Origin of the sequence: Raineya orbicola, assembly GCF_002843425.1 — a bacterium.
GTDB lineage: Bacteria > Bacteroidota > Bacteroidia > Cytophagales > Thermonemataceae > Raineya > Raineya orbicola.
Window position 1 is genome coordinate 39184 of record NZ_NKXO01000005.1, and the last position, 25004, is coordinate 64187.

Annotated in this window: 19 protein-coding genes; 12 read left to right on the forward strand and 7 right to left on the reverse strand. The window is 38.7% G+C overall.

Going from position 1 to position 25004, the window contains the following annotated elements; translation table 11 throughout:
- Positions 1-33 precede the first annotated feature (33 nt).
- Together Rain11_RS14045 and Rain11_RS02220 are read right to left on the reverse strand one after the other, a co-directional pair.
- Complete coding sequence (locus Rain11_RS14045; protein ID WP_243390526.1) at positions 34-1683, reverse strand: SUMF1/EgtB/PvdO family nonheme iron enzyme; 1650 nt, start codon at positions 1681-1683, stop codon at positions 34-36.
- 113 nt (positions 1684-1796) lie between these two features.
- Positions 1797-3311 (reverse strand): SUMF1/EgtB/PvdO family nonheme iron enzyme, encoded by a 1515-nt coding sequence (locus tag Rain11_RS02220; protein WP_101357699.1) that lies wholly within the window; start codon positions 3309-3311, stop codon positions 1797-1799.
- Between the two features lie 210 nt (positions 3312-3521).
- Between Rain11_RS02220 and Rain11_RS02225 the strand changes: the two genes are divergently transcribed.
- The 8 genes from Rain11_RS02225 (at position 3522) to Rain11_RS02260 (ending at position 13685) form a co-directional block, all read left to right on the forward strand.
- Complete coding sequence (locus Rain11_RS02225; RefSeq protein WP_101357700.1) at positions 3522-4805, forward strand: sigma-54 interaction domain-containing protein; 1284 nt, start codon at positions 3522-3524, stop codon at positions 4803-4805.
- 57 nt (positions 4806-4862) lie between these two features.
- Positions 4863-5564, forward strand: a complete 702-nt coding sequence (locus Rain11_RS02230) for an outer membrane beta-barrel protein (protein ID WP_101357701.1) — start codon at positions 4863-4865, stop codon at positions 5562-5564.
- Between the two features lie 161 nt (positions 5565-5725).
- Entirely contained in the window at positions 5726-8806 is a 3081-nt protein-coding gene (locus tag Rain11_RS02235; protein WP_101357702.1) for a PD-(D/E)XK nuclease family protein, read from the forward strand.
- Positions 8807-8901: 95 nt separating this feature from the next.
- Complete coding sequence (locus Rain11_RS02240; RefSeq protein ID WP_101357703.1) at positions 8902-9468, forward strand: RNA polymerase sigma factor; 567 nt, start codon at positions 8902-8904, stop codon at positions 9466-9468.
- The gene (locus Rain11_RS02245; protein WP_101357704.1) at positions 9455-10729 is read left to right on the forward strand and encodes an outer membrane beta-barrel protein; all 1275 of its coding nucleotides are present in this window, start codon (positions 9455-9457) and stop codon (positions 10727-10729) included. The genes Rain11_RS02240 and Rain11_RS02245 overlap by 14 nt, the downstream gene beginning before the upstream one ends.
- A 99-nt stretch (positions 10730-10828) precedes the next feature.
- Positions 10829-11152, forward strand: a complete 324-nt coding sequence (locus Rain11_RS02250) for a hypothetical protein (RefSeq protein WP_133121469.1) — start codon at positions 10829-10831, stop codon at positions 11150-11152.
- A gap of 35 nt (positions 11153-11187) precedes the next feature.
- Positions 11188-11598 carry an acyl-CoA thioesterase gene (locus tag Rain11_RS02255; RefSeq protein ID WP_101357706.1) on the forward strand — a complete coding sequence of 137 codons (411 nt, stop codon included), beginning with the start codon at positions 11188-11190 and terminating at the stop codon, positions 11596-11598.
- The gene (locus Rain11_RS02260) at positions 11595-13685 is read left to right on the forward strand and encodes a BatA domain-containing protein (RefSeq protein WP_101357707.1); all 2091 of its coding nucleotides are present in this window, start codon (positions 11595-11597) and stop codon (positions 13683-13685) included. Before Rain11_RS02255 ends, Rain11_RS02260 begins: the two co-directional genes overlap by 4 nt.
- A 48-nt stretch (positions 13686-13733) precedes the next feature.
- On the opposite strand, the gene Rain11_RS02265 is transcribed toward Rain11_RS02260, so the two are convergent.
- Together Rain11_RS02265 and Rain11_RS02270 are read right to left on the reverse strand one after the other, a co-directional pair.
- Complete coding sequence (locus tag Rain11_RS02265) at positions 13734-14894, reverse strand: trans-sulfuration enzyme family protein (protein WP_101357708.1); 1161 nt, start codon at positions 14892-14894, stop codon at positions 13734-13736.
- 73 nt (positions 14895-14967) lie between these two features.
- Complete coding sequence (locus tag Rain11_RS02270) at positions 14968-15354, reverse strand: DUF3127 domain-containing protein (RefSeq protein ID WP_101357709.1); 387 nt, start codon at positions 15352-15354, stop codon at positions 14968-14970.
- Between the two features lie 64 nt (positions 15355-15418).
- On the opposite strand from Rain11_RS02270, the gene Rain11_RS02275 reads away from it, so the two are divergent.
- The gene (locus Rain11_RS02275) at positions 15419-17401 is read left to right on the forward strand and encodes an NADH-quinone oxidoreductase subunit 5 family protein (protein ID WP_101357710.1); all 1983 of its coding nucleotides are present in this window, start codon (positions 15419-15421) and stop codon (positions 17399-17401) included.
- Entirely contained in the window at positions 17383-18354 is a 972-nt protein-coding gene (fcl, locus tag Rain11_RS02280) for a GDP-L-fucose synthase (RefSeq protein WP_133121470.1), read from the forward strand. Before Rain11_RS02275 ends, fcl begins: the two co-directional genes overlap by 19 nt.
- Positions 18355-18463: 109 nt before the next feature.
- Here fcl and Rain11_RS02285 read toward each other — a convergent pair whose 3' ends face one another.
- From Rain11_RS02285 to rpmH, 3 genes are read right to left on the reverse strand one after another with little or no spacing between them, the layout of a single operon-like run.
- Positions 18464-19555, reverse strand: coding sequence for an Mrp/NBP35 family ATP-binding protein (locus Rain11_RS02285; protein WP_101357712.1), 1092 nt, complete (start codon positions 19553-19555; stop codon positions 18464-18466).
- 53 nt (positions 19556-19608) lie between these two features.
- Positions 19609-19998, reverse strand: coding sequence for a ribonuclease P protein component (rnpA, locus tag Rain11_RS02290; protein ID WP_101357713.1), 390 nt, complete (start codon positions 19996-19998; stop codon positions 19609-19611).
- 36 nt (positions 19999-20034) lie between these two features.
- Complete coding sequence (gene rpmH, locus Rain11_RS02295) at positions 20035-20193, reverse strand: 50S ribosomal protein L34 (RefSeq protein ID WP_101357752.1); 159 nt, start codon at positions 20191-20193, stop codon at positions 20035-20037.
- Positions 20194-20392: 199 nt separating this feature from the next.
- Between rpmH and Rain11_RS02300 the strand changes: the two genes are divergently transcribed.
- Together Rain11_RS02300 and Rain11_RS02305 are read left to right on the forward strand one after the other, a co-directional pair.
- Entirely contained in the window at positions 20393-23647 is a 3255-nt protein-coding gene (locus Rain11_RS02300; protein WP_207764409.1) for a TonB-dependent receptor, read from the forward strand.
- Positions 23648-23707: 60 nt separating this feature from the next.
- On the forward strand, positions 23708-24973 hold the full coding sequence (locus Rain11_RS02305) for a DUF4397 domain-containing protein (protein WP_133121471.1): 1266 nt from the start codon (positions 23708-23710) through the stop codon (positions 24971-24973).
- Positions 24974-25004 lie beyond the last annotated feature (31 nt).

Below are 25004 nucleotides of genomic sequence, written 5' to 3' on the forward strand. Positions count from 1 at the left end.
AATATTCAAAATAAAATTTTGCAAAAACATCTCCTATTCTTGCTCATTCTGTTCGTTTTGATTTTTCCTTTTATTTTTTCTTTCTTCTTTTTCTTGTGCCTTTTGTTGTTTTTCCTTTAACCTCTGTAATTTTTTGCGTTCTTTGGCTTGTTGAGCTTCAAATTTAGCTTTTCGTTTCTTTTGAGCCTCTGTGAGGTCAGCATCGCTGGTAATGGTGTTGTCTTTGGGGTTTTCCTTTTTGGGTGCATAATTCATAGCACAGCGGAAACCCAAAGTAGCCAGACTCTTGTCCATTTCCAAATATCTACGCGTGCCGGGAATAAGCCAATAGGCTACATCTTTCCAAGAACCACCTTTATAGACCTTGAAACGAGATAACTTTTCTTTTGCTATAATATTGCCGGGTAAGCCAAGCAAGTTATGGCTCATTGCATTTGGGAAAGGCATTAAATTTTCTTTAGCAATATCTATGGTGTCTTTTTGTTGCTGTTTAATTCTTTGCCCTTTCGTTTTCATCGTTGTATCCGACCTACCATAAAGCATCACATTGATTGTGAGTTTGTTTTGATAAGTAGAATCTGTATAAGTGGCTATTCTCTTTACCTGACGTAAATCAGGGTATTCTTCCCAACCTTCTACAAAGTAAGCGTCTTCTACCCATTCATTTACATTTCCTGCCATATTGTACAAGCCAAAATCATTAGGAGGATAGGAGTAAATAGATGCCGTAACCATCGCCCCATCGTTAAGCCTGCCTGCAATACCTGCATAATCGCCCCTGCCACGCTTGAAATTAGCTAAAAATAACCCTTTGTTCGGATTGTAAGGATTACGGGTTTGGCGTGTATCCCAAGGATACAAGCGTTCTTTACCTGCGGCACGAGCATTGTCGTATTGCGTGGCGGTCATCGCTTTGGCGGCATATTCCCACTCGGCTTCCGTGGGCAAACGATAATCAGGGAACTTAATAATATTTGCAGTATCTATTTTTTCGGGTTTGGTAAATTGCCCAACGGTAAGTTTGCCATCAAGTTTTACACCTGAATAATAACTTTTCATTTCTTGATAATGATTTACCATTTTGGTTCGCCACTTGCAAAATTCTTGTGCCTGAATCCAAGTAACTCCCACAACAGGATACATTCTAAATCCTGGGTGGCGTAAATAGTTTTTTACATAAGAATCGTTAGCGGCGGCTTCCGAAGCCCAAACGGTGGTATCAGGTAATAAAATCTCTTCTGCAAATTCTTCAAAGGTCATTCCTGCGGGGATAGAATCACGATTATAATAAAAAAAATTCATAAATTCAAGCCAATGGATATTGGCTATTTCGGTTCTATCCATATAAAAAGAAGGTACAATCACACGCGTAAGACGATTGCGAGAAAGATTAATGACATCTTCTTCGGTAATGCCCATCACGAAAGTTCCTCCTTCAATGAAAACCATATTAGGAGCGTTAGGCATATCGTAGTATTTAGCTACAATCATACTATTATCAATGGTGCTATCGTTATAGGGAATACCCGTAACCTGACTAACACCATCTACATTACCTGCTTGCATATCCTCAAAAGATTGCCGCTCGGTTTTATCTTTTTTCTTGAATAAAGAACAAGCCGAAAAAGTATAAAAAATTATGAACAGAAAAGCCAAGTATGTATATTGGACTTGAATTTTCATAATGAAGTTTTTGAAATAATATTTCAATTTCAAGATTTAGCTGATAGGATTTTTTGCAAACACAAAAAGGCTTTGATAACACACAAAGCCTTTTTGTGGATATCTATAAAAGATTATCTGTACTGACCGCCCACACGCTTATTACCACGACGTTTTTCACCCACTTTCTCTCCCGCCATAATCATAGCACAGCGGAAGCCAATATAATCACGAGCTTCAAACTTGTTTAAGTATCTTCTTGTACCAGGTGATAGCCAGTAAGCTACGTCTCTCCAAGAACCGCCTTTGTATACCCTTGCACTGTCATCAACCAACGAGTTTTTCTTACCAGCAAGCAAGTAATTAGAGGTAGGGTCTCCCACGACAGATTTTGAAGGGTCTGATTTGAGTTTGGTACTATCTAATTGAATTCTTCTTACAGGGTTCAAATCATTTACATCTTCAAAAGCCAAAGGACGATACACATCTTCAACCCACTCAGCTACATTACCACCGATATTGTAGAGACCAAAATCGTTAGGAGGATAAGCATACACCCATTCTGTAATAAGAGCGGCGTCATTTTGTTTTCCTGCAATACCCGCATAATCACCTCTACCACGCTTGAAGTTAGCTAAAAAGAAGCCCATTTGCTTTCCGTAAGGATTACGAGTAGCGTGCCCGTCCCAAGGATATACACGATTATTTGATTGGTTCTCATCTTCATATTGCGTTCCAATCATACCTTTGGCGGCGTATTCCCATTCTGCCTCTGTGGGCAAACGATAATCAGGCATAATTACGCCACTCTCCAAAGGAGCATCTTTGGCAGTTTTGTATTCATTCAAAGCACCATCTTTGTCTTTCTTCTTTGCTTCGTTGAATAAATACTCGTTGGCAGCACGCGTACGCCACTTGCAAAATTCTTGTGCTTGCACCCAATTAATGCCTACCACAGGGAAAAAGCGGAAGCCGGGATAACGCAAATAATTGGCAACATAAGAATCATTAAAAGCTGTTTCTCTTGCCCATACGGTAGTATCGGGGCGTAAGATTTGAACCAAAAAGTAAGAATAATCAAAACGCTTTACATCGTTTGGTTGGATAACATCTAACTTTTGGAAATTGTATTTATTGGTTTTAGTGTTATTTAAGTAATCCACATAAGCATTGTATCGCTCGGTTTTTTTGGAGTCGTAAGTATAACCATCGTGGATATTAGGAATTTCTGACTTGTTTTTATCTTGCTTGTAAAACTCCATAAATTCAAGCCAGTGAATATTTGCCACTTCGGTCATATCCATATAAAAAGATTGGATACTGATAGCTCTCTCACGATTATCGCGGGTGTAAAGAATATCCTCCTCCCCTGAACCCATCACAAAGCGTCCTCCTTCAATAAATACCAAATTGGGACCATCGGGTTGTCCTAAATAAGGTCTTACTTTTAGCGAGGTGTAAGCACCTGTATCTTGCATATTGTAAGGTATGCCCGTAACTTGGCTAAACATACCTTTCTTATGGACATTGTCGCTTCGTTGCACCTGCATTGGGAAACCTTCGCTTTGCTTTTTCCCAAACATACTACACGCCCCAAGCGTAACCGCACACGTACCCGCTACGAGCAAGGTTTTCATACTTTGATTCATAATTCTTGGATTTTTTAACACTATTTCAAGTTTTTTGAGGTTACATCAGTAATTGTACCAAAATTGAGAGTTTTTTTTGAGTTCGCCAAAATTTTTTGAAAAAATTTTTCAAAAAAATTTTTGAAGCAGACATTTTGTCAGCACTTTTGCAACTCTTTGGCACTTTTTTATGTTTATGATTTTGCCTCAAAAATAAATATTTTTTTAATAATGATAACAAATTTAGACCTTCAAAGTATCAAGCAACGTTTCGGAATAGTGGGAAATGCTCCTTTGCTCAATCACGCTCTGGAAAGGGCTATAATGGTTGCTCCCACCGAAATCAATGTGCTTATTACAGGTGAAAGCGGTGTAGGGAAAGAGTCTTTCTCAAAAATCATACATCAATTAAGTCCTCGTAAGCATAATGCTTTTACAGCAGTCAATTGTGGAGCTATTCCCGAAGGAACCATAGATTCAGAACTTTTCGGACACGAAAAAGGAGCTTTTACAGGAGCTGTGGAAAGTCGTAAAGGTTTTTTTGAAGTAACCAACGGAGGAACTATTTTTTTAGATGAAATTGGCGAAATGCCCTTAGCTACGCAAGCCCGCTTATTGCGTGTATTAGAATATGGAGAATTTATAAAAGTAGGCTCTTCCAAAGTACAAAAAACTGATGTACGAGTAGTAGCGGCAACAAATGTCAATTTAGAAGAGGCTATTCGTAAAGGTAAGTTTCGTGAAGATTTGTATTATCGTTTGAGCACCGTTCCCATTTACGTACCCGCCTTGCGTGAAAGAGGCAATGATGTACTATTGCTTTTCAGAAAGTTTGCCACCGATTTTGCTGAAAAATATCGCAGAGACCCCATAGAACTAAACGAAGAAGCAAAAAATATCATTCTGAACTATCGTTTTCCCGGAAATATTCGCCAACTGAAAAACCTTGTGTATGATCTTTCTATCACCGCCGAAAGCCAAATCATTACAGCTGACATTCTACAAAAATACTTACCCAAAGCTATCCATAACAACTTACCCGCTCTTGTAGAAAACGAAAACCAACAGCAAACCTTTTCCGATAGAGAATTGCTCTATAAAGTGCTTTTTGATATGCGTAAAGATGTTACAGAACTAAAAAAGTTGGTCTTGCAGATGCTTACAAGCGGTAGTTCGCTTGCAGGAGCAGAAATTCTCAAAAACCACCAAGACTTGTTCAAAGAAGTACAGGGCTTTCCTGCGGTAGTATCTAGCGAAAGCAATATAGGTAATAAAGTAGTCCTGCCTGTCATTCAGTCCGAAAGTAGTGTCATTCCTTTTTCGGAATCTACCGAACAAATTGAAGATATTCCACACGAAACAGAGGAAGAAACCCTTTCTTTGGAAAAGAAGGAGAAAGAGCTAATTATCAAAGCGTTAAAACAACACAACGGTAAACGCAAGTACGCCGCCGAAGATTTAGGCATTTCGGAAAGAACCCTTTACAGGAAAATCAAAAAATATGGACTTGAATAGTTTGGCACGCTATTTGTGATAATTGCTTTCAGTTATTTAACCTAAACCCAAAAAACTATGTTGAAAAAATTTTCTATTCTCGCTTCCTTCGTAGCCACTTTTGGTGTAGCTACCTCTTTTGCTCAAACTGCTCAAGGTACTTTGTACTTAGGTGGTGGATTGGGCTTTACCACATCTTCAAACAAAGTAACTACTTCTCGCGGTGGAACAACTGTTTCTGCTGATGGTCCTAAAAGTACAAGTTTCTCTATTGTACCCGGTGTAGGTTATTTTATCGCTGATAAACTTGCTGTCGGTATTGATATTTCGTTCCTAAACGAATCAGAAAAAGAACCCTATGAAGGACCTGGTGCTCAAACCGGCGACTACGATAAAGTAAGTGGTAACCTCATTAGCTTCACTCCTTATGCAAGAAAATTCTTTATGCTCAGCGATAATTTCGGTTTCACAGGAACTTTTGGTGTAGGTGTAGGGTTTGGCAGTTCAAAAACTGAATCTAAAAGAGGAAGTACTACTATAACCAATGACGGACCTAAAGTAACTGCTCTTGAAGTTGGCATCACCCCCGGTCTTGTATTTTTCCCTACTAACAAAGTTGGTTTAGAAGCTAACTTCGGTTTTGTAGGTTTCTCTTCAAGAACTCAGAAAACTACCACTGGTGGCGGAGAACTAAAATCTACAGATACTTCTATTGGTTTCGGAGCTAATTCTATCCAACCTACTTTTTCACTTGGCTTCCGTTACTACTTAGCTAAGTAAAATTTCCTAAATTCTAACATATTACGAAATAGCAAGGAACATTGTAGCCTTGCTATTTTTTTATTACGGCGTGCTTGCAAATTTTTAGAGTTTAAGACTTGCTTTTCCCTTTGAATTTTGCTTATTTGCAAAGATAACTACCTATCAAATCGCTTCCTCATATGACTTTTTTGGAGAAAACCTGTGAATTTCTGCTTGAAAATCATCAAAATTTACAAAATATCTGTGTGCTTGTACCTTCTCGAAGAGCTATGCGTTCTTTGCGTTTAGAATTTCGCAAGCAGAAAATAGAAAAAGACCAAATGCCTACGGTATATCCCATAGAGGATTTCGTAAGCCGAACTTATAAAAAAACTGACTTATATGAAAAAACTGACTTAATTGAGCAACTCTTGCTTTTGCAGAAAACCGCTTATGAGGTTCTAGGTAAATCAATGCAATCGCAACAACCCAGCGATAATTTGCTTTCTTGGCTTCCTGTGCTTCTCAAAGACTTCAACCTTATAGACCAAAACCTTGTTGATGCCGAAAAACTCTTTGCCAATTTAGCAGATATTGAAAGAATGAAGTCTTGGGAACTGGACGAAACACGAAAAAAATATGTGCAAGACAAACTCAAATATTATTTTGAATTTTGGGATAAGCTATTTGAAATTTATAGGCAGTTTAAGCAAAATTTAGAGGCTCAGAATTTGGCTTATTTGGGAATGATTTATCGTAAATTGGCTGAAAATATACAAAAGTGGCTCGAAAATGGTTATCAGCATTATTATTTTGTTGGTTTTAATGCCTTCAGCAAAGCCGAAGAGAAAATTATTGATAAATTACTTGCCCTGAACAAAGCTACCTTGCTTTGGGATAGCGACACTTTTTATATGGAACACCAAGGTGAAAATCAAGCGGGTAAATGGCTGAAACATTACAAACTAAAATGGCAAAATTGGCTTTGGCAAGAAAATTTCTTGTTATCGGAAGCTAAAAGAGTGGAAATTATTGGCACAGGCAGTTATAGCCTGCAAGCACAAGTAGCTCAGAATGTTCTCAATAAATGGGATAAAGAAAGTCGCTCACGCAAACGCACCGTGATTGTAATGCCCGATGAAAATATGCTTTTACCACTAATGCATAGCATTTCAGAAGAAAATTACAACATTACTTTGGGTTTGAGTTTGCAAAAATCAACTCTGTTCAACCTCATTTCTCTGCTTTTTGAACTACAACAAACCCGCAAAGAACATAAATGGAAAGCCAAAGATAAAGACGGAAAAAGTGTAGATAAGCATACTTTTGTGTATCATTATAGCAATGTTGCGAAAATTCTCACACACCCTTTTATCCGAAAATTTGAGCAAATTGTACTCAAAAAACATCATTTACCCGCTCATCAAAGTTTTCTTCGTTTGGCTCGTAGGTATTTAGTTCAATACAATAAGGTTATTAACAAATCTTGGGAGCTTAAAAAATTGCCTGAAACCTTACTTAAAGACGAACCTGACGAAGCCATCAAAAGCTCTCTCCAACCCTTCTATGCCGAAATGCAGACGCTCTGCAAGCTAATGTTCAGCTCTTGGAACTTGCAAAAAGTAACTTCTATTTTGCTTCATTTAGAGCGTATTATGCTGTTTTTTGAAAAAAATTTTGAAAGCGAACAAGATGATTTAGAGCAATTCTATATCAAGAAATTCAAGCAGATTTTTGCTAGAATGCGTAAGATACTCAAAAAACGTAATTTCAATATTGATTTCCGTACTTTCAGAAATTTTTTGTTTCAACTTGCACGCGAAGAGCGTATTCCCTTTGAGAGTAGCGTAGATAACCGCCTGCAAATTATGGGCGTACTTGAAACGCGTACGCTGGATTTTGAGCAAATCATTGTAGTATCTGCCAACGAAGGTACTTTCCCTACGGTTCAGAAAAACAAATCGCTTATTCCTTATGATATAGCCAAAGCGTTTGGCTTACCTACTTACGAGGATTACGAGGCTATGCACAGCTATTACTTTTATCGCCTTTTGCAAAGAGCCAAAAAAATTGCACTAATCTATTGTACTTCCAAAGGCGTTTCATTAGTTGGCAACAGCGAAGTAAGCCGCTATGCTTGGCAGTTGGAATATGATTTGGCTCAGAAAAATCCTAAAATAACCATTCAAAAAACGAGTGTTGTTTTTCCTGCTGTTCCTAAAAATCAGCAAGAAGATTTACGCATTGAAAAAAATGAGGAGATTTTGGCAATTATCAAACAAAAGCTACAAAATCAACTTTCCCCTACTGCTATTGACTCATTTATTCGTTGTTCGTTGCAATATTATTTCAATTATGTGGCGGGTATTAAAGAAGCTAAAGAAGTTCGCGATGAGATTGAATCTGACACACTCGGAAGCATTGTACATCACGTTTTGGAGGATATTTTCTTTGAAATTGGCGAAAACAATCAAGTTTCAGCACAAGACTTGCGAGCCGTTTTGCCACAAGTTCCTGAAAAGGTAAAACAAAAATTCAAGGATACGGCTCATCTTTACACGCAAGAAGCTATCATCGGCAATAATCTAATTGCACAAGAGGTAGCTATTTTGTACGTAAAAAACTTTTTAGAAAAACAAATCGCCGAGTTGGAAGATGAAAACAACAAATTAGAAGAAAACCCTGTTTTTGAAATATTGAGTTTGGAGAATAAACACGAGCTTTTACGCATTGAGCCTGCTATTTTCCGCTACCAATACAACGGAGAAAGCCTTGATGTACGCTTGCGAGGCATTGTAGATAGGGTAGATAAAATAAGCGGTATCCTGCGTATCATTGACTACAAGACAGGAAAGGTTGAGAAAAAAGATGTAAGAATTGACCATACCGAATTGCTTTCTATTGCTGATAATCCTGATATGGGTAAAATTAGGCAATTGTGGCTTTACAAATATCTTTTACAAAAAAATTTGGATAGTAATCCTCAATGGGAAATGTATCAGAATGCTCTTGTTGAGGCTGGTATTTACAGCCTTCGCAACCCAACCAAAGAATTACTTGCTCTGCACACCCCTCCTGCTAAATTCAAAGAAAAGGATAAAGATAAAGGCAATCCCGAAAATATACGCCTCAATGATAAAGAATGGTTTTATCAGAAAACTGAAAATTGGCTTTCAGAGGTTATTCGCAAAATGTTGGATAAAGATTTACCTTTTGAGAAGACAGATAACCTAAGCATCTGTGAATTTTGTATCTATAAAAATATTTGTGGAAGGGGGTAAGATGCTAAATGAAAAATAATTCAATTGTAAGAAATGTAATAATTTTGGATTTTTTCAAAAAAAAGTATAAGTTTGCAAAACATACTTGTCTAATAATGTCTGATGTTCAAACCCATATTATTGAGGCTTGCCGCAAGCAATGCCCCAAAGCTCAACGCAAACTTTACGAGCAATATGCCTCTAAAATGTTTGCGGTGGCTTTGCGTTATACTTCGGGAAGGCTTGAAGCAGAAGACGTTTTACAAGAAAGTTTTATCAAGGTTTTCAATCATATCCAAACTTTTCGGGGTGAATGTAGTTTAGAACATTGGATAAAGAAAATTGTTATTAACACGGCTCTCAAACAAAATCGTAGTAAATTATACTTGTTTCCTGCCTTTGATGTGCAGGATTTACCCGAAGAGTATCAAGAAACTTGCGAAATTTTGGAAAATTTAGAATATGAAGACTTGCTCAATATGGTGCAAAGTTTAGCACCTCGTTACAGGGTAGTTTTCAACTTATACGCTATTGAAGGCTATCAGCACAATGAAATAGCTGAAATGCTCGGTATTAGCGAAGGTACTTCCAAATCACAATATGCAAGAGCAAAGCAAATTCTCAAAGAAATGATTTTGCGAGAAAGCCGTCAAACCCAAAAGCCAAATTATGAAAGGTCTTAAAAATTTTGAACATATTTGGCAAGAGAAGTTTTTACACGCTTCTGTAAATCCTTCGGAAAGGGTATGGGAACTAATTGCTTTGCAAATTGATGAAAAACGCCAACAAAGACGCCGAAAAATCATAGCTTGGTGGGCGGCGGCAATGCTAGCTCTCTTTTTAGGCGATGGTGAGCTTTTGTATCAGAGAAAAGGACTTATTGGTGAGTGGTTTGGAGAAACGAATATTTCAAATTTTACAATTATCCACGATACCCCTACAAACACAAATAAACTCATTTCTCCTACTCCTAAAACAACCCCAAAAAAACCTGAAAAAGCCATTACACAATATGCAAATGACACTAAAATTCTGCAAGAAAAACTATTAACTTTTCAGATAAAAGCTGAATTTGAAGTAGAAAAAGAAGCTGTTTTAGCTCAAAAACACCAACAAGAATTTAGCAATGAAAAAGTTGGCACTCCCAAAGCTAAACGTTGGTGGGTTCAGCAAGGCTTGAATGTCGGAAAATTTCAGCAAAATTGGCACTATACGCCTTCACCAATTTTAGCAGGACGTATGCTTAATACCCCGCAAGAACAAGTTATGCTTAAAAGAGAAGAGAATTTGCTCAAAGAACTTTCTACTTATCAAACTCTTTGCACTTGGGGTGCTGGAATGGATTTGGGTTTTCAAATCAATAAAAATTGGTTTGTAAGTGGTGGTTTTCAGTGGCGTAAAAGTTATGCGGTTTTTCAAAGTAATGCCCCTGTGCCTATTCTTGCAAAATTTTATGGCAATGTGCCAAATTTAGATGTTGAAGCACCGCCTGTAAGTACAATTAACTCAACTCCTAGCATAGAAATAGCAGAAGGAGGACAAAATCAAGTGGCGGCGGCTTTACCTAATCATTTAGAGGTAAGCGAAGTTACCTATCGTCATACTACTGAATTTATCAGTATCCCTTTGAAAATAGGTTATCAGTTGCAAAAAAACAAATGGCGTGGTGCAGTTGCGGTGGGTACTGAAGCTAATTTTCTGATAAACAACACTTTCTCCTCTGAAACTGCAACTTATTCCAGTGTTTTTGAAAAAATAAATCGTGTGCAGTATGCAGGTATTTCCGAATTACAAATAGGCTATCAGATAGCTCCAAAATTATACTTGCAGGTAACTCCTTCGTTCAGGCAGATGCTTACTCCGTTATTCAAAAATCATTCCTCTTTGCAATTGCAAAATCAAAAGTTGTGGTTTGTGGGTGTAGGTATGCAATGGAGATTGTAAAATCTTACGTTTATGGTGCAAAACGTCTTAAAAATAACTTTTATTTCTTTAATGCTTGCTTTGAGCAACTTCACGGCTTGGGCACAAAAAGAAAAGACTATGAAAGTACTAACACAAAAATCAGAATTGCAAGAAAATATCGGTAAAGATGTAATTCTGGAGGGCATTATGCAAATGCAAAAATTCCAGAACAAAGCAGGGAGAATTTTTGAATTTTATGAGTTTTGGCTACAAATGGCAGATGGCACACGTGTTTTGCTTCGCAATAATATGGGGCATCCTCTTTCCAAAGAACCCTTTACACGCAAAGTTCATCTAAAAGGCAAGCTCTTTTATGGCAACATAGACAGCGAAGATGGCAAAGCACAATCTCGTCTGGGCTACCGATTAGATTTTACCGAATGGAAAATTGTGGAACGATAGTTTAGACTACTCTTCATTTTATACCTCTATCATCAATGTACCAGTCGCATACGCAAATACGGGTTCGTTACGCCGAAACCGACCAAATGAAATATGTATATTACGGCAATTACGCTATTTATTTTGAAGTGGCTCGCGTAGAGTGTCTGCGTAATTTAGGACTTGACTACAAGTCCTTAGAGAGCGAACATAAAATTATGATGCCTGTCTTGGAGCATTATTCACGCTACCTGAAACCCGCTTTTTATGACGATTTGCTTACTATTCGTGTAAGTATTCCCGAACTTCCTCAAAGTCGCATACGTTTTGAATACGAAATTTTACGAGAAAATACACTTCTGCACAATGGTTACACAACGCTTGCGTTTATACACACAGAAAATTTGCGTCCTGTGCGTTGCCCTGATGTGCTTTTGAATTTACTTAAACCTTATTTTGCAGTATGAGTTTTTTATATCCGTCTTTTCTATGGGCATTAACGGCTTTATCCATTCCTATCATTATTCACATTTTCAATTTTCGTAGGCTAAAAAAAGTGTATTTTACAAATGTTCGTTTCCTGAAAGAACTTAAAACTGAAACCAATTCTTTCAAAACCTTGCGAGAACTGCTTATCTTGCTGATGCGTTTGGGTTTGGTGGCTTCTTTGGTTTTGGCTTTCGCACAACCTTTTTTGCCTAATGAAAATCAAAAAACACTTTACAATGCAGGTAGCATAGCCAGCATTTATTTGGATAATTCGTATAGTATGCAAAATGAACTTGCTCGTCGCAAGTATCTTTCTTGGGCAAAAGAAAGCATTTCAGATTTAGTGAAAATCTTTCCCAAATCGGCTCAATTTCAGCTTGTTACCAATGATTTTCGCAATCGCGAGCAATTTGCTATCAATGCTACCCGCGTAGAGGATATTTTGAGCGAAACTAATTTCTCGCCCCATACTCGTGATTTGCAAAGCGTATATGCTCGTCAGCAGGCTCTTTTGAAGCGTTTAGCGTCTGATGAAAGAAATCAAATTTTTTGGTTTTCCGATTTTCAGAAAAGTACGCTTGGCAATTTGGAAAAATTGAGTTTAGATAGCACAACGCAGTTTATTCTTGTTCCGCTCAAATCCGAACAAAAGGCAAATTTGTATATTGATTCAGCCTGGCTTGCCAATCCTTTTGTAAAAGCCAATGAAACGAATAATTTACTTTTTTCTGTAAAAAACGATTCGGAAACTCCCGTTCAGGATTTAGTAGCTCGCCTTTTTATTGAAGACTTACAAGTTTCTACCACTACTTTGGATATAGGAGCAAATGGTAAAGTAACAGGCAGTTTTAATTTTGTAACTCAAGAAAGAGGCACTCGCAAAGGAAAAATTATCATTGAAGACCAGCCCATCACTTTTGATAATGAATATTTTTTTACGCTCAATGTAGCCCCTACAATACGCATTTCGTATGTGTATGCAGGCGGGGGAAATCCTTTTGTACGTAGCGTGTATGCGAGTGAAAAAAGTTTCAATCTTGTCAGCTACGACCTCAATACCTTCCATTACGATATTCTACCCAACACCGATTTGCTTATTTTAGACGGCTTGCCCAATTTGCCCGCCAAGATGCGTGAAGAGTTGCAAAAATTTACACAAAATGGAGGTAGTGTGCTGATTTTCCCCAACAATAGCCCTGATATAGCAAGTTATGCAGAAGTTTTAGGCAGTTTGGGAGTAAGAGGCTTGCAAGCCGAAAAAGTAGATTCTTTGGGTAAAAATTCAGTAAAAACTTTGCTTCCGCCTAATATCAATAATCCTTTTTACGAGGGCGTTTTTGAACAAAACCCTAAAAATGCCGATATGCCTTATGCTAATGCTGTAATGAGTTGGTTAGGTGTAAGTACGCAACTTTTGGGTTTCAAGAATGGAAAAAGTTTTCTTTCAGAGTTTAGAAATGGCAGAGGAAAATTGTACTTGTGTGCCTCCCCTTTGGAAAAACGCTATACCGATTTTCCCGTAAATGCTCTTTTTGTGCCAATTATGTATAAAATTGCCGCTCGCAGTTTAGAAGAAAACGAAAAAATTGCTTACAATTTTCAGGAAAAAGTAATTACGCTCAAAGTAGGCAAAAGCAACAAAACCCAAGTTTTTAAGCTCAAAAATCACAAAACGGAGTTTGTTCCTGCTCAAAGAATGAGCGGCGAACAACTCATCATAGAACTGCCCGAGGAAACCATAGAAGCAGGACATTATGAGGTAATCAATGGTGATAACCAAGTTGTAGGGGCTTTGGCTTTTAATTATGACAAGCGAGAATCGTCAATGCAATTTTACAGCCTTGATGAACTGAAAAAAGTTTTTGCAGGCAAAAAAAATGTTCAGATTTACGAAAATATTGCAGATAAAAAGTTTATCCAAGATTTTCAGGAACGCAATATTGGTACGTCTCTTTGGAAATACTTTGTGTGGCTTGCTCTGTTTTTTTTGCTTGCTGAAATATTGATCATTCGTCTTTTCAAAAAATGGCGTAAAGATAAAAAAAGTGAAGCCCTTGTTTCGTAGCAAGAGCTTCAAAAGAGTTTTTTCAAAATAGAGGTTGATTTTTCTCAATTAAATTTGAGCAAGAGCCTGTTCTAAATCAGCAATAAGGGCATCACTTTCTTCCAAACCAATATAAAACCGAATTAAACTCCAATGAAAAGGGGCAGATGCATAATTTTCAGACGTGTAAAGCGTACAAGCAGGGAAAATCAGCGATTCATAACTGCCCCAAGAAGCGGCAAGCAGAAATCTACGTAAATTATTACAAAAGCGTTCAACAGCTTGCATATTATCGGCTTTCAGCTCAATGGAAAATTGCCCTGTGGGGGCTTTCATTTGTTTTTTAGCAAGCTCAAATTGAGGGTGCGAGGGGTGAAAAGGATAGTATATTTTACTTACTTTGGGGTGTGAAGCTAAAAAATTCACAATTTTAGGAGTAGTTTCTGCCACTCTTTGCATACGAATAGGCAGAGTTCGCAAACCTCGCAAGATAAGCCAAGCATTGAAAGGAGAAATTATTCCGCCAATAGTCATAAATTCGCTTTCAAAAATTTTCTTTAAGTGAACTTTTTTGCCACACAATACACCGCCTACTGCATCGCTATGCCCCGCTAAATATTTAGTAGCCGAATGAACCACCATATCAACTCCAATAGTAGCAGGTTTCTGATTAAGCGGCGTAGCATAACTATTGTCTAGGATAGTCGTGAGATTGTATTTTCGGGCAATTTTTACAACTGCTTCAATATCTTGCAACTCAAAGGTGAAAGAATTTGGCGTTTCTAAAAAAAGCAGTTTTGTATTTGGCTGAATGGCTTTTTCGTAATTTTCGGGTTTTGTGCCGTCAATCATTGTCGCACTTACACCAAAGCGTTTGAGCCAAAGGTTGAGCAGTTTATTAGTCCAGCTATAAGGCTTTTGCATACAAACTATGTGGTCGCCTGTTTCTACTACTGAAAGCACCGCCGCTGCAATTGCCGCACTGCCACTGGCAAAAATGAGAGCGTCTTCGGTTTCTTCCAAAGCCGCCATTTTTTTGCGTAAAATATCAGTAGTAGCATTATTGCCTCGCGTGTAGAAAGGCGTTTCGGATTCTTTGGCTAAACTTTGTCGCATAGCTTCCACACTCGGAAAGCAAGACATTGCCGTCTGAAATATTGGAGGAGCTACGGAATATAAGTAGTTTTCGCGTTCTTCGCCTAATTCGTTGATGATGTAAGATATGTCCATTAATAGTTTTGATTGTTAAAACACAAGCTCTGATATTTGAACGTTATTCAACCATATTTGTTGTATTTTTTGCCTAAAATGGCAAATCATCGTCTTGTTCTTCGGAGGCTAATATATCAAAATTGATGATTTCATTTTCAGGTTGGGGACTTATGATACCGCCTTTTTCTTGTTCTTTGCGAGTGATATTATCAATTTGATAGGCGGTAATGTCGTTATACCACTTGCCATTATACTCTCGGGACGCCACATTGAACATTACACGCACTTCATCGCCAATTTCTACGGCTTCTGTTTCCAACTGCTTAATTTTATCATTCCAAAGTGAAAAACAAATTTTTTTGGGATAGGCTTCAGCAGTTTCTATTACAAAATCTTTACGCTTCCACTCGCCGTTTTTACTGGCTCCTGTTTGTTCATCTAAAATTTTGAGTACTTTCCCTTTGATTTCAAAACTCATAGCAATGCCTTTTGGGTTTTGGTAAAAATTTCTGCAATTTTACGCAATATTTTCAAAAACCACTATGATTGCACTGCTTTTCTTGCAATTACTGATAGTTTCTGCTTTGCTTACTTTTCTGAAAAATAAGCCTAAAATTATTCATTTAGTCAGTTTTTTTTCGCTATTGTTGAATTTGGTTTTGTGTACAGTTGCTTTTAAGCAGTATTTACCCACAAATTTCGTTTGGCAAAAGCAATGGATACATTTTGCTTCTTTGCATTTAGGCATATTTTTAGGCAAAACAGAACTTTTAATGATTGTATTGGTTGCTTTTATAGCTCTGCTCGTGGGTATTTTTTCTTTTGCATATATGCACGCCGAAAAGCGATTGCATTTGTATTTTGCTTACTTGCTTTTCTTTGTGTTTGCTATGCAAATGCTGATTGTGGCAGATAATTTTTTACAAACTTATGTTTTTTGGGAATTGGTGGGGGTATGTTCGTATTTGTTGATAGGTTTTTGGCAAGAAAAAAGCGAGGCAGTCAAGGCGTCTCGCAAGGCATTTTTAGTGAATAGAATTGGAGATGTAGGCTTTTTGATAGGTATTTTGCTTGTTTTTCAGTATTTCCAAACCTTTTCTTTTTCAGAAATATCGGTTTTGCTTGCAGAAAAAACTTTTCCCAATGAGTTACTCACGCTAATAGGCATTTTTTTGTTTTTAGGAGCTATGGGGAAATCGGCTCAATTTCCTTTGCACGTATGGCTTCCTGATGCAATGCAGGGACCTACGCCTATTTCGGCTCTTTTGCACGCGGCAACTATGGTAGCGGCAGGGGTGTTTTTGATGGCTAAAATTTTCTTTCTACTTACACCTACGGCTCTGCAATTTGTGCAAATCATAGGGCTGGTGAGTATGCTTTTGGGGGCTTATCAAGCAATTTTTCAAAGCAATATCAAAAAAGTGCTTGCTTACTCTACCATTTCGCAACTGGGTTTGATGTTTGTAGCCATTGGGGCGGGTAATCGGGAGGCGGGTTTGTTTCATCTATTTACCCACGCCTTTTTCAAGGCGGGGCTTTTTTTGTGTGTAGGCGTGGTTATTCACCATACGCACCATTGGGCTAAAAGTTTCCCCTACGATAGTGAAAATATGTATCTTTTGGGAGGCTTGCGAAAGAAACAGCCTTATGTATTTGTTTTTTACACCATATTTTTGTTTTCACTTTTGGGACTTCCCTTCACAGCGGGTTTTCTTTCCAAAGAAATGATACTTGAAACCCTTTGGCATAATGCAAGTACCCCTTTCCAAATTTCTGTATTTGTTTTTACTTTGATAGGCTTTGGACTTACCGCATTTTACATCGCCCAACAATACAGAGCTTTGTTTTTTGGGAAGTTTCATCTGCAAACTTTTTTCCCAAATCTTAAATTCCATTTTGAAAAACCCACTTTTAGCTTTGCTTTTCCTCTTTCCTTGCTTGCTTTGGGCAGTCTTTGGATAAGTTTTTCTTTCAATCCTTTTTCTGTAAAAAATGCGTGGATAAGTGAAATTCTAATGTTTTCAGAAAAACAAAGCATCGTATATTTGCCTTTTTTGGCTTTGGTAGTTACTTTGATTGGCTTTTGGATTGGATTTCAGAAACAGACAGCTTTTGAGGCTAAAAAACGTTTATTTTCGCAAAAATTATTTGCTCTGCAATTGCAAATTTTTCGCCTTCTGAAAGGCTTTTGGCAAAGGGTCTTACTTGTAGGAGTGGCTATTTTTCAGGGATTTCAAAACTCTACTCAATTAGCTTATGCAATAGTGATTTTTGCCCAAAAACTGCACAAACTTGAAAAAACTTGGGACAAGATTTTAGATAACCTGGCAAAGTTGCAAGTAGTCTTTGCTCATATTATTTACTGGGTTGATAGAGCCTTTGTAGATGGATTTTTACATTTTTTGCTTTGGATTGGTAGAACCTTTGGTAATTTTGTCAGAAATTTGCAAGGAAAAGAAATACAGGGGTATTGGTTTTTTACCTTGGCTGTTCTGCTTGCAATTATATGGTGGATAGTAAAATAAATTCAGTATCACAAAAAATCATTATGGAAAAAAATAGCAAAATATACGTTGCAGGTCATAGAGGAATGGCAGGCTCGGCAATTCTACGCAAACTGAAAGCCGAAGGCTATGAAAATATTGTAGTGCGAACTTCAAAAGAATTAGATTTACGCAATCAGCAAGCTGTAGCCAATTTTTTTGCTCAAGAAAAACCCGAATATGTTTTCTTGGCAGCGGCGAAAGTAGGAGGCATTTTAGCAAATAATACCTACCGAGCCGAGTTTATTTATGATAATTTAGCCATTCAAACAAATATCATTCACGAAAGCTACAAAAACGGAGTTAAAAAATTGCTTTTTTTAGGTTCATCTTGTATTTATCCGAAATTCGCTCCGCAACCGCTCAAAGAAGAATATTTGCTTACAGGAGCCTTAGAGCCTACCAATGAACCCTATGCAATAGCTAAAATTGCGGGTATCAAGATGTGTCAGGCGTATCGCAGTCAGTATGGGTGCAATTTTATTTCCGTGATGCCTACCAATCTGTACGGCGAGGGTGATAACTACGACCTACAAAACTCCCACGTAATGGCAGCACTCATACGTAAGTTTTGTGAAGCCCAAATGCAAAATAAACCTTTTGTAGAAATTTGGGGAACAGGCACACCTAAACGAGAATTTCTAAACGTTGATGATTTGGCAGATGCTTGTGTATTCTTGATGCAAAACTATGATAGTGAGGAAATTATCAATATTGGCACAGGTGAAGATATTAGCATCAGAGATTTGGCTTTGCTTATCAAAGAAATTGTGGGTTATCAGGGTGAATTACGATTTGATACCTCTAAACCCGATGGCACCCCCCGCAAACTTTTAGATGTAAGTAAAATGCACGCCTTGGGTTGGAAACATAAAATAGGTTTGCGTGAAGGGATTGCTCAAACTATCAGACAAAAGTTTGGTATTCAGGTTTGAATATAAAGTGGGAATTGACAAAGTTTTCAAACTATTGCAATGAGTTAGGCGTTTTTTAGGGCGAAGCCCGCACCATTGGTGCGGGCTTCGCCCTGTAAAATGTTCTCTTTCACGAAACAGCTACATTTTGAGCCGCTATTTGAGCATTACGGATAGCGATTTGTCGGGCTAAATTTTCGGCAAGAGCTTTGAAGGCTTGGTAAGTAGGTGTTTCTTCTTCACCTTGTGCTATGATAGGTCTGCCGATGTCGCCTGCTTCTCTGATTCCTTGCACCAAAGGAATTTCGCCTAAAAAAGGCACATTATAGCGTTCGGCAAGTACTTTGCCTCCATCTCTGCCAAAGATGTAGTATTTGTTTTGAGGGAGTTCGGCGGGGGTAAAATAAGCCATATTTTCCACAATACCCAAAATAGGAATATTGATAGTGCCTTGTCGGAACATCATTAGTCCTTTTTGAGCATCGGCAAGAGCAACTTTTTGCGGAGTTGTAACTATCACAACCCCTGTAAGAGGCATAGCTTGTGCCATTGTGAGATGAATATCGCTGGTACCAGGGGGTAAATCAAGGAGTAAGTAGTCTAATTCGCCCCAATGTACATCGTTGAGAAATTGAAGCAGAGCTTTACTTGCCATAGGTCCTCGCCACACTACGGCACTTTCAGCAGGCGAAAGGAAACCCATAGAAATCAATTTTACTCCGTATTGTTCCACAGGCAAAATATATTGCTTACCTTCAATTTCTTGTAGCATTGGTTTTTCGTATTCTACCCCAAACATCACAGGCATTGAAGGACCAAAAATATCAGCATCAATAACACCCACTTTCGCCCCTGTTTGAGCAAGTGCTACCGCCAAATTGGCTGTAACCGTAGATTTACCCACGCCCCCCTTACCCGAAGCAATGGCTACAATATTTTTAATATTGGGCAAAAAGTTAGCTTTGAGTACCGAAGTTACTTCGGCTTGCATATCAATAATGATTTGGGCTTGCGGAAAGACGTTCAGGATAGCTTCCTCGCAATCTTGACGTATTTTTTCTTTCAATGGACAAGCAGGAGTAGTGAGTATCACTTTGAAACTCACCTTATTGCCATTTACTTCTAAATCTCGTATCATATTCAAGGAAACCAAATCCTTTTTAAGGTCTGGTTCCTGCACTTGCGAAAGGGCTTGTAGAATACTATCTCTATTCATAGCGATTTTTTTTCAGTAACACGCAAAAAAGCGTTTAGGTTTTGGAGAGAATTTATTTTTTACTCGGATTTTTTAGGCTCAGTCTCTTTACTAAGTAGCGTACAAAAACTTTTTTCAATTTCTTGATAAGAAAGCGGTTCTTTGGCAATATAGATAATAGCAAGGTATTGCATCTGAAAAAGTTTTTCTGCAAAGCTCGCTTTGTTTTTCCGATACACTTCTTTGAGCCTACGACGAAGCAAGTTGCGAAGCACCGCCTTTTTGAACTTTTTTTTAGGTACAACAAACAAAACTTGTGGAAAAGTATTACTTTCAGAATTTCCTGCCTTGCCAGAAATCCAGCGAATTTGCAAAGGGTACAAATACAAAAAAGAACTACTCGCTTGGAATAGTTCTTGAATAATTTTTTTGCTTCGCAAAATTTCCGACTTAGGTAGTTTCTGACTCATCAGAATAACATTAGCTACTCCCCTACCGATGCGTTATTATCCTTTGTGCTTTCTCTCGTCAGAAACGGTAAGTTTCTTTCTGCCTCTGGCACGGCGAGCCGCAAGAACTCTTCTACCGCCGGGCGTACTCATTCTCTCACGAAACCCGTGTTTGTTGCGGCGTTTTCTGTTGGAAGGTTGATAGGTTCTTTTCATAAAATTTATGATTTGGTGATTCAATCTCTTTTTGAGCCTGCAAATATAGAGGAATACTTTTGAGTTTGCAAGTAAATATCTTGAAAAATTTCATAAAGCACCATAGATTTTTTGAAAACGTAACAAATTTTTAACATTAGTTATGAATAAGTTATCAAACAATGCCTTAATTTTGCACCGAAAAATTAAACTAAAACGTATGAAACAATTTAGTTACCTCAAATTCCTTTGTATCATAGGACTTTTGTTTTTTTCGTACAAAGGTTTCTCACAAGGAGTTACCACAGCCAGTATGAGTGGAAGAATCCTTGATGCTAAAAAGACAGGTGTGCCGGGTGCAACCGTGATAGTTATTCACACTCCTTCGGGAACAAGGTATGGCACTGCCACCCAAGATGATGGTAGCTTCAATTTGCCTAACTTGCGTATTGGTGGTCCTTACACCGTAGAAATCACAGCAGTTGGGTATGCTACTATCAAAGACGAAATACCCGCTTTGAGTCTCGGGCAAAATGCTGTCCTCAACTATACGATGAAAGAGGAAAGCGATGAAATCGCCGCTATTCAGGTAGTTGGGCAAAAAGACGCTATTTTCAATGCTGACCGCACAGGTGCCGCTACCAATATCAATAGCACTGCTCTCCAAACAATGCCGAGTATCAACCGTAGTTTCACAGATATGACTCGCATTGTGCCTCAAAGCTCAGGTACAAATTTCGGAGGTAGAAACAATCTTTTCAATAATCTTTCCATCGACGGCTCTATTTTCAACAACTCTTTTGGTTTGGCTTCTTTGCCCGGTGGGCAAACTAATTCCCAACCTATTAGTTTAGACGCTTTGGAAGAAATTCAAGTGAATATCGCTCCTTTTGATGTTCGTCAGGGTGGTTTTACAGGTGCGGGAATCAATGCCGTAACACGTAGCGGTACCAACAATGTGAAAGGTTCTGCTTATTACTTTTTCCGCAATAATAATATGGTAGGAACAAAAGTCGGTGAAACCGATTTAAGCAACCAACTGCTTAACTTCAATTACTATCAAGCAGGCTTGCGTGTAGGAGGTCCTATCATTAAAAACAAATTGTTCTTCTTTTTGAGTGGTGAGCTTGAAAAACGTACCGACCCCGTAGGACAATTCGTTGCCGACCGCGGACAAGGTGGAAACGTTTCTCGTATCACAGGACAGCAGGCTGATGAACTTCGCCAATTCCTTATCAGTACCTACAACTACGACCCAGGTCCTATTGATAGCTACGATATGCTCACCGAAAGCCAAAAAATCTTGGCTCGTTTGGATTGGAACGTAACCAACAACACCCGTGCCACACTCCGCTATACTTATCTCAAATCTTACAGAGACGTACAAATGAGTAACTCCGGTGCTCAAGGCGGCAGACAAAACGGACCCAATTCACTTCCTTTCCAAAATGGTAACTATAACATCAACAACAACTACAATTCTATAATCGCAGAAGTAAATAGCACCATTGGTAATAAATATGCTAATAACTTTATTGCAGGTTGGACAGGTTTCCGTGATTTCCGTGGCTCGCCCGGTCGTATTTTCCCTTTTGTGGATATTGAAAATGGTAGTAACCAAAACCTAACTTCTTTCGGCTATGAGCCTTTTTCTGCCAACAACCTGTTGGACTCAGACGTTTTCCAACTTTCTGATAATTTCAGCATTTACAAAGGAAAACACACTATCACCATTGGAACCGCGAATGAATACTACAAGTTCCGTAATGGTTTTATGGCAGATTTTTATAGCCGTTATCGTTTTGCTACACTTGCAGACTTCTACAATAGTGCTCCCGCAGGTACGCCTACGCCCATCGGACCCAGTACAGGTTTAGGCAGACCTACACTCTTTTCTTATCGTTATTCTGCTACTACTGATGAAGTTCCTTTTGCTTTCTTTGAAGCCGCCCAAGTTGGCTTCTACGTACAAGATGAATGGAAACCTAATGATAAAGTGAAAGTTACTTTGGGTGTAAGAGCTGATGTACCTTTCTTCCCTAAAAGCCCCATTGATAACCCTGCTGTAAGAGAATTGCGTTTTGCCAACCAAGAAGTGCTTGATGTAGGCAAATTCCCCGATGCTCATATCTTGTGGTCGCCAAGAATTGGCTTCAATTGGGACGTATATGGCGATAGAAGTTTGCAAGTACGTGGTGGTACAGGCGTATTTACAGGACGTATTCCTTTTGTATGGATGAGTAACCAAGCCAGCAATACGGGGGCATTATTTGGTTCTATTTTTGAAACAGGTTCTGCCGCCGCAGGTCGTCCTTTCAATCCTGACCCATTTGCTTACAGACCTGCTAACGCCGTAGGACAAATTCCTGCTTCTTATGAAATCAATGTTACTTCACCTAACTTCCGTTTCCCTCAGGTTTGGAGAAGCAATTTGGGTGGCGATATATTACTTGGCGAAGGACTTTCTGCTTCTTTGGATTTATCTTTCACCAAAGATATCAACGCTGTTTATGTTCGTAATGCCAATCTTTCTGCTCCTGTGGGTATCATTCCCGGTGATGGCAGATTGCGTTATGTAGGTGGTAATGCTACTCGTATCAACTCTAACATTACCAACGCTTTCGTATTGGATAACTCTAATCAGGGTTGGTCAGGAGCAGTTACCTTGCAATTACAAAAACAATTTGCAGGAGGTTTCTTTGCCTCACTTGCCTATAACTACGGACCTTCTTGGGATATCAATTCGGGTCTTGCCGCTACTGCAAGTAGTTTCTTCAACGGAAATCCTGTAGTGGGCGACCCCAATGCTCCTCAACTTTCTTTCTCTGCCAACCAACAACTACACCGCTTCATTGCTTCGGCTTCTTGGAAAAAAGAATACGCCAAATATTTTGCAACAGGTATTTCTTTATTTGCTGAAGCTCGTTCAGGCGGTAACTTCTCTTACACCGTAGGCGGTGATTTGAACGGCGATAACGTACAAGGTAACGATTTGATGTATATTCCTCGCTCCAAAGATGAGATTATCTTGGCTCCTGCTTTGAGTGTGGGTGATACCCGCAGCCCCGACCAAATTTGGGAAGAGTTAGACGCTTACATTCGTCAGGATAAATATTTGAGCAAAAATAGAGGACGCTATGCAGAACGCAACGGTGCCGAGGCTCCTTGGGTGTTTAAATCAGATGTACGCATTTGGCAAGATTTCAAATTTGGTAAAAATACCTTACAATTCACCGTGGATATTATCAACTTTACCAATATGATTTCACCAAATTGGGGCGTTGTGAAATCTCCTATTCGCTCTCAATTGTTGAACTTTGTAGGCTACGAATCTCCTAGTGGCAGACCAGTATTTGAATACAGAGAACTTGTAAATACCCAAACAGGTGAGCGAAACGTAAGTTTCCAAAACAACTTGAATAACTTTGCTTCACAATGGCAAATTCAACTTGGAGCTCGTTACATTTTTGAATAAAAAGGTATCAATGAGGGAGAACGAATCTCCCTCTTTACAAACCCATAAAATTGAAAAGATATGAAAAACTTCAAACTACTCGGATTGATGACTATGGCAGGTATAGGAATCTTTGCTTGCCGTCCGAATTATCCTGTACCACAGGTAAATCAGGCTACTGTTGCCCCTTTGGCTCGTACCAATGCTAATAATGCTCGTATTATGGTATTCAATGCTTTGGTAGATTTGAGCCCTGACCCTGATAATAGCCCTAATGCTTTTTTCACTATCAATGTAGACGGACAAGAAATCCCCAATCTTAACGGAACAAGAGGCTTGATTTACAGCCAGAATTTCCGTTTAGAAGGTTCTACCGTAGTACCTCTCAATCGTAAATACCCTGCTTCGGCAACTTTTGCAGGCATTCCAGGTGCTCCCGAACAATCCAGTTCTTATGCAGGCATTGCCTTCACGGGTACGCCTCCTACGGGGTTCTCTACTGCTACTCCTTTTACTAACTTTGCTCAAGCAGTACCTGCTAGTATACTCAACGGCGTAGAAGTTACTCCTGCTCAACAAGAAGTAGGTATTTTTATACCCGGCGGCAGAAGAGATATTACTTTCAATAATGCTTTCGCCGCTCCTGCCTCGCCCTCGTTGCGTGTAAATACCAATTTGAATGCAGGTTCTCTCACAACTATCATTTTGAGGGGAGTTTTGGGCACAACATCAGGGGCTACTGCCGAAGGAGCTACCGTAATTACAGAAACCTTACCCACGAACCCTGCAACAGGTAGTACAGCTATTCGTTTCCTAAACTTTGCCTCTGATTTGGGTGATGTACATTTGCTTACTGCTAGTAACTCAGGACCCGCTCCTATGAACGTAGATAGAAGACCTATGCTTGTGTTCCCTAACCCACCATCAGGTACTCGTTTTATCGCTGACCAAGGAGCTTCACCTGCTAAATTAGATACTTTAAGAGCAAGAAGAGATTCTTTGGCTTCACGTTCTCGCTATATTCCTGCTCCTACTACTACCAATCCCTATGGATTTTTTACTCGAAGCTACACTGCTAACAATACAAGTTTGAGCTTTATTGATATAGAAAGAAACACAGATGGTGAGGATATTCCTAACTACACTTTCTCTGCTCCTGTAACTAGTTATTCTACTCGCCCTGCGGGTACATATACTTTTAACTTTTATTTTCCTAATCGCAGACATACCACACCTGTTCTTGCCAAAAATGTTACTTTCAATTTTGTATCCGGTGGAATTTATACCATTATTCTACACGGCAACGCTACCAAAGGGTATAAATGCGATATCATTCGTATGAACTAATTACTATTCAACCTCTTACAACCTCATAGAT

What these genes read in the sequence shown, in the direction of transcription:
- Rain11_RS02270 (WP_101357709.1), bottom strand. Translation starts at nt 15,354, where the DNA reads ATGAGTTTTGAAATCAAAGGGAAAGTACTCAAAATTTTAGATGAACAA.
- rnpA (WP_101357713.1), bottom strand. Translation starts at nt 19,998, where the DNA reads ATGAGTCAGAAACTACCTAAGTCGGAAATTTTGCGAAGCAAAAAAATT.
- Rain11_RS02250 (WP_133121469.1), top strand. Translation starts at nt 10,829, where the DNA reads ATGAAAGTACTAACACAAAAATCAGAATTGCAAGAAAATATCGGTAAA.
- fcl (WP_133121470.1), top strand. Translation starts at nt 17,383, where the DNA reads ATGGTGGATAGTAAAATAAATTCAGTATCACAAAAAATCATTATGGAA.
- Rain11_RS02275 (WP_101357710.1), top strand. Translation starts at nt 15,419, where the DNA reads ATGATTGCACTGCTTTTCTTGCAATTACTGATAGTTTCTGCTTTGCTT.
- Rain11_RS02240 (WP_101357703.1), top strand. Translation starts at nt 8,902, where the DNA reads ATGTCTGATGTTCAAACCCATATTATTGAGGCTTGCCGCAAGCAATGC.
- Rain11_RS02230 (WP_101357701.1), top strand. Translation starts at nt 4,863, where the DNA reads ATGTTGAAAAAATTTTCTATTCTCGCTTCCTTCGTAGCCACTTTTGGT.
- Rain11_RS02305 (WP_133121471.1), top strand. Translation starts at nt 23,708, where the DNA reads ATGAAAAACTTCAAACTACTCGGATTGATGACTATGGCAGGTATAGGA.
- Rain11_RS02255 (WP_101357706.1), top strand. Translation starts at nt 11,188, where the DNA reads ATGTACCAGTCGCATACGCAAATACGGGTTCGTTACGCCGAAACCGAC.
- Rain11_RS14045 (WP_243390526.1), bottom strand. Translation starts at nt 1,683, where the DNA reads ATGAAAATTCAAGTCCAATATACATACTTGGCTTTTCTGTTCATAATT.
- Rain11_RS02260 (WP_101357707.1), top strand. Translation starts at nt 11,595, where the DNA reads ATGAGTTTTTTATATCCGTCTTTTCTATGGGCATTAACGGCTTTATCC.
- Rain11_RS02245 (WP_101357704.1), top strand. Translation starts at nt 9,455, where the DNA reads ATGAAAGGTCTTAAAAATTTTGAACATATTTGGCAAGAGAAGTTTTTA.
- Rain11_RS02220 (WP_101357699.1), bottom strand. Translation starts at nt 3,311, where the DNA reads ATGAATCAAAGTATGAAAACCTTGCTCGTAGCGGGTACGTGTGCGGTT.
- Rain11_RS02265 (WP_101357708.1), bottom strand. Translation starts at nt 14,894, where the DNA reads ATGGACATATCTTACATCATCAACGAATTAGGCGAAGAACGCGAAAAC.
- Rain11_RS02235 (WP_101357702.1), top strand. Translation starts at nt 5,726, where the DNA reads ATGACTTTTTTGGAGAAAACCTGTGAATTTCTGCTTGAAAATCATCAA.
- Rain11_RS02300 (WP_207764409.1), top strand. Translation starts at nt 20,393, where the DNA reads ATGAAACAATTTAGTTACCTCAAATTCCTTTGTATCATAGGACTTTTG.
- Rain11_RS02225 (WP_101357700.1), top strand. Translation starts at nt 3,522, where the DNA reads ATGATAACAAATTTAGACCTTCAAAGTATCAAGCAACGTTTCGGAATA.
- rpmH (WP_101357752.1), bottom strand. Translation starts at nt 20,193, where the DNA reads ATGAAAAGAACCTATCAACCTTCCAACAGAAAACGCCGCAACAAACAC.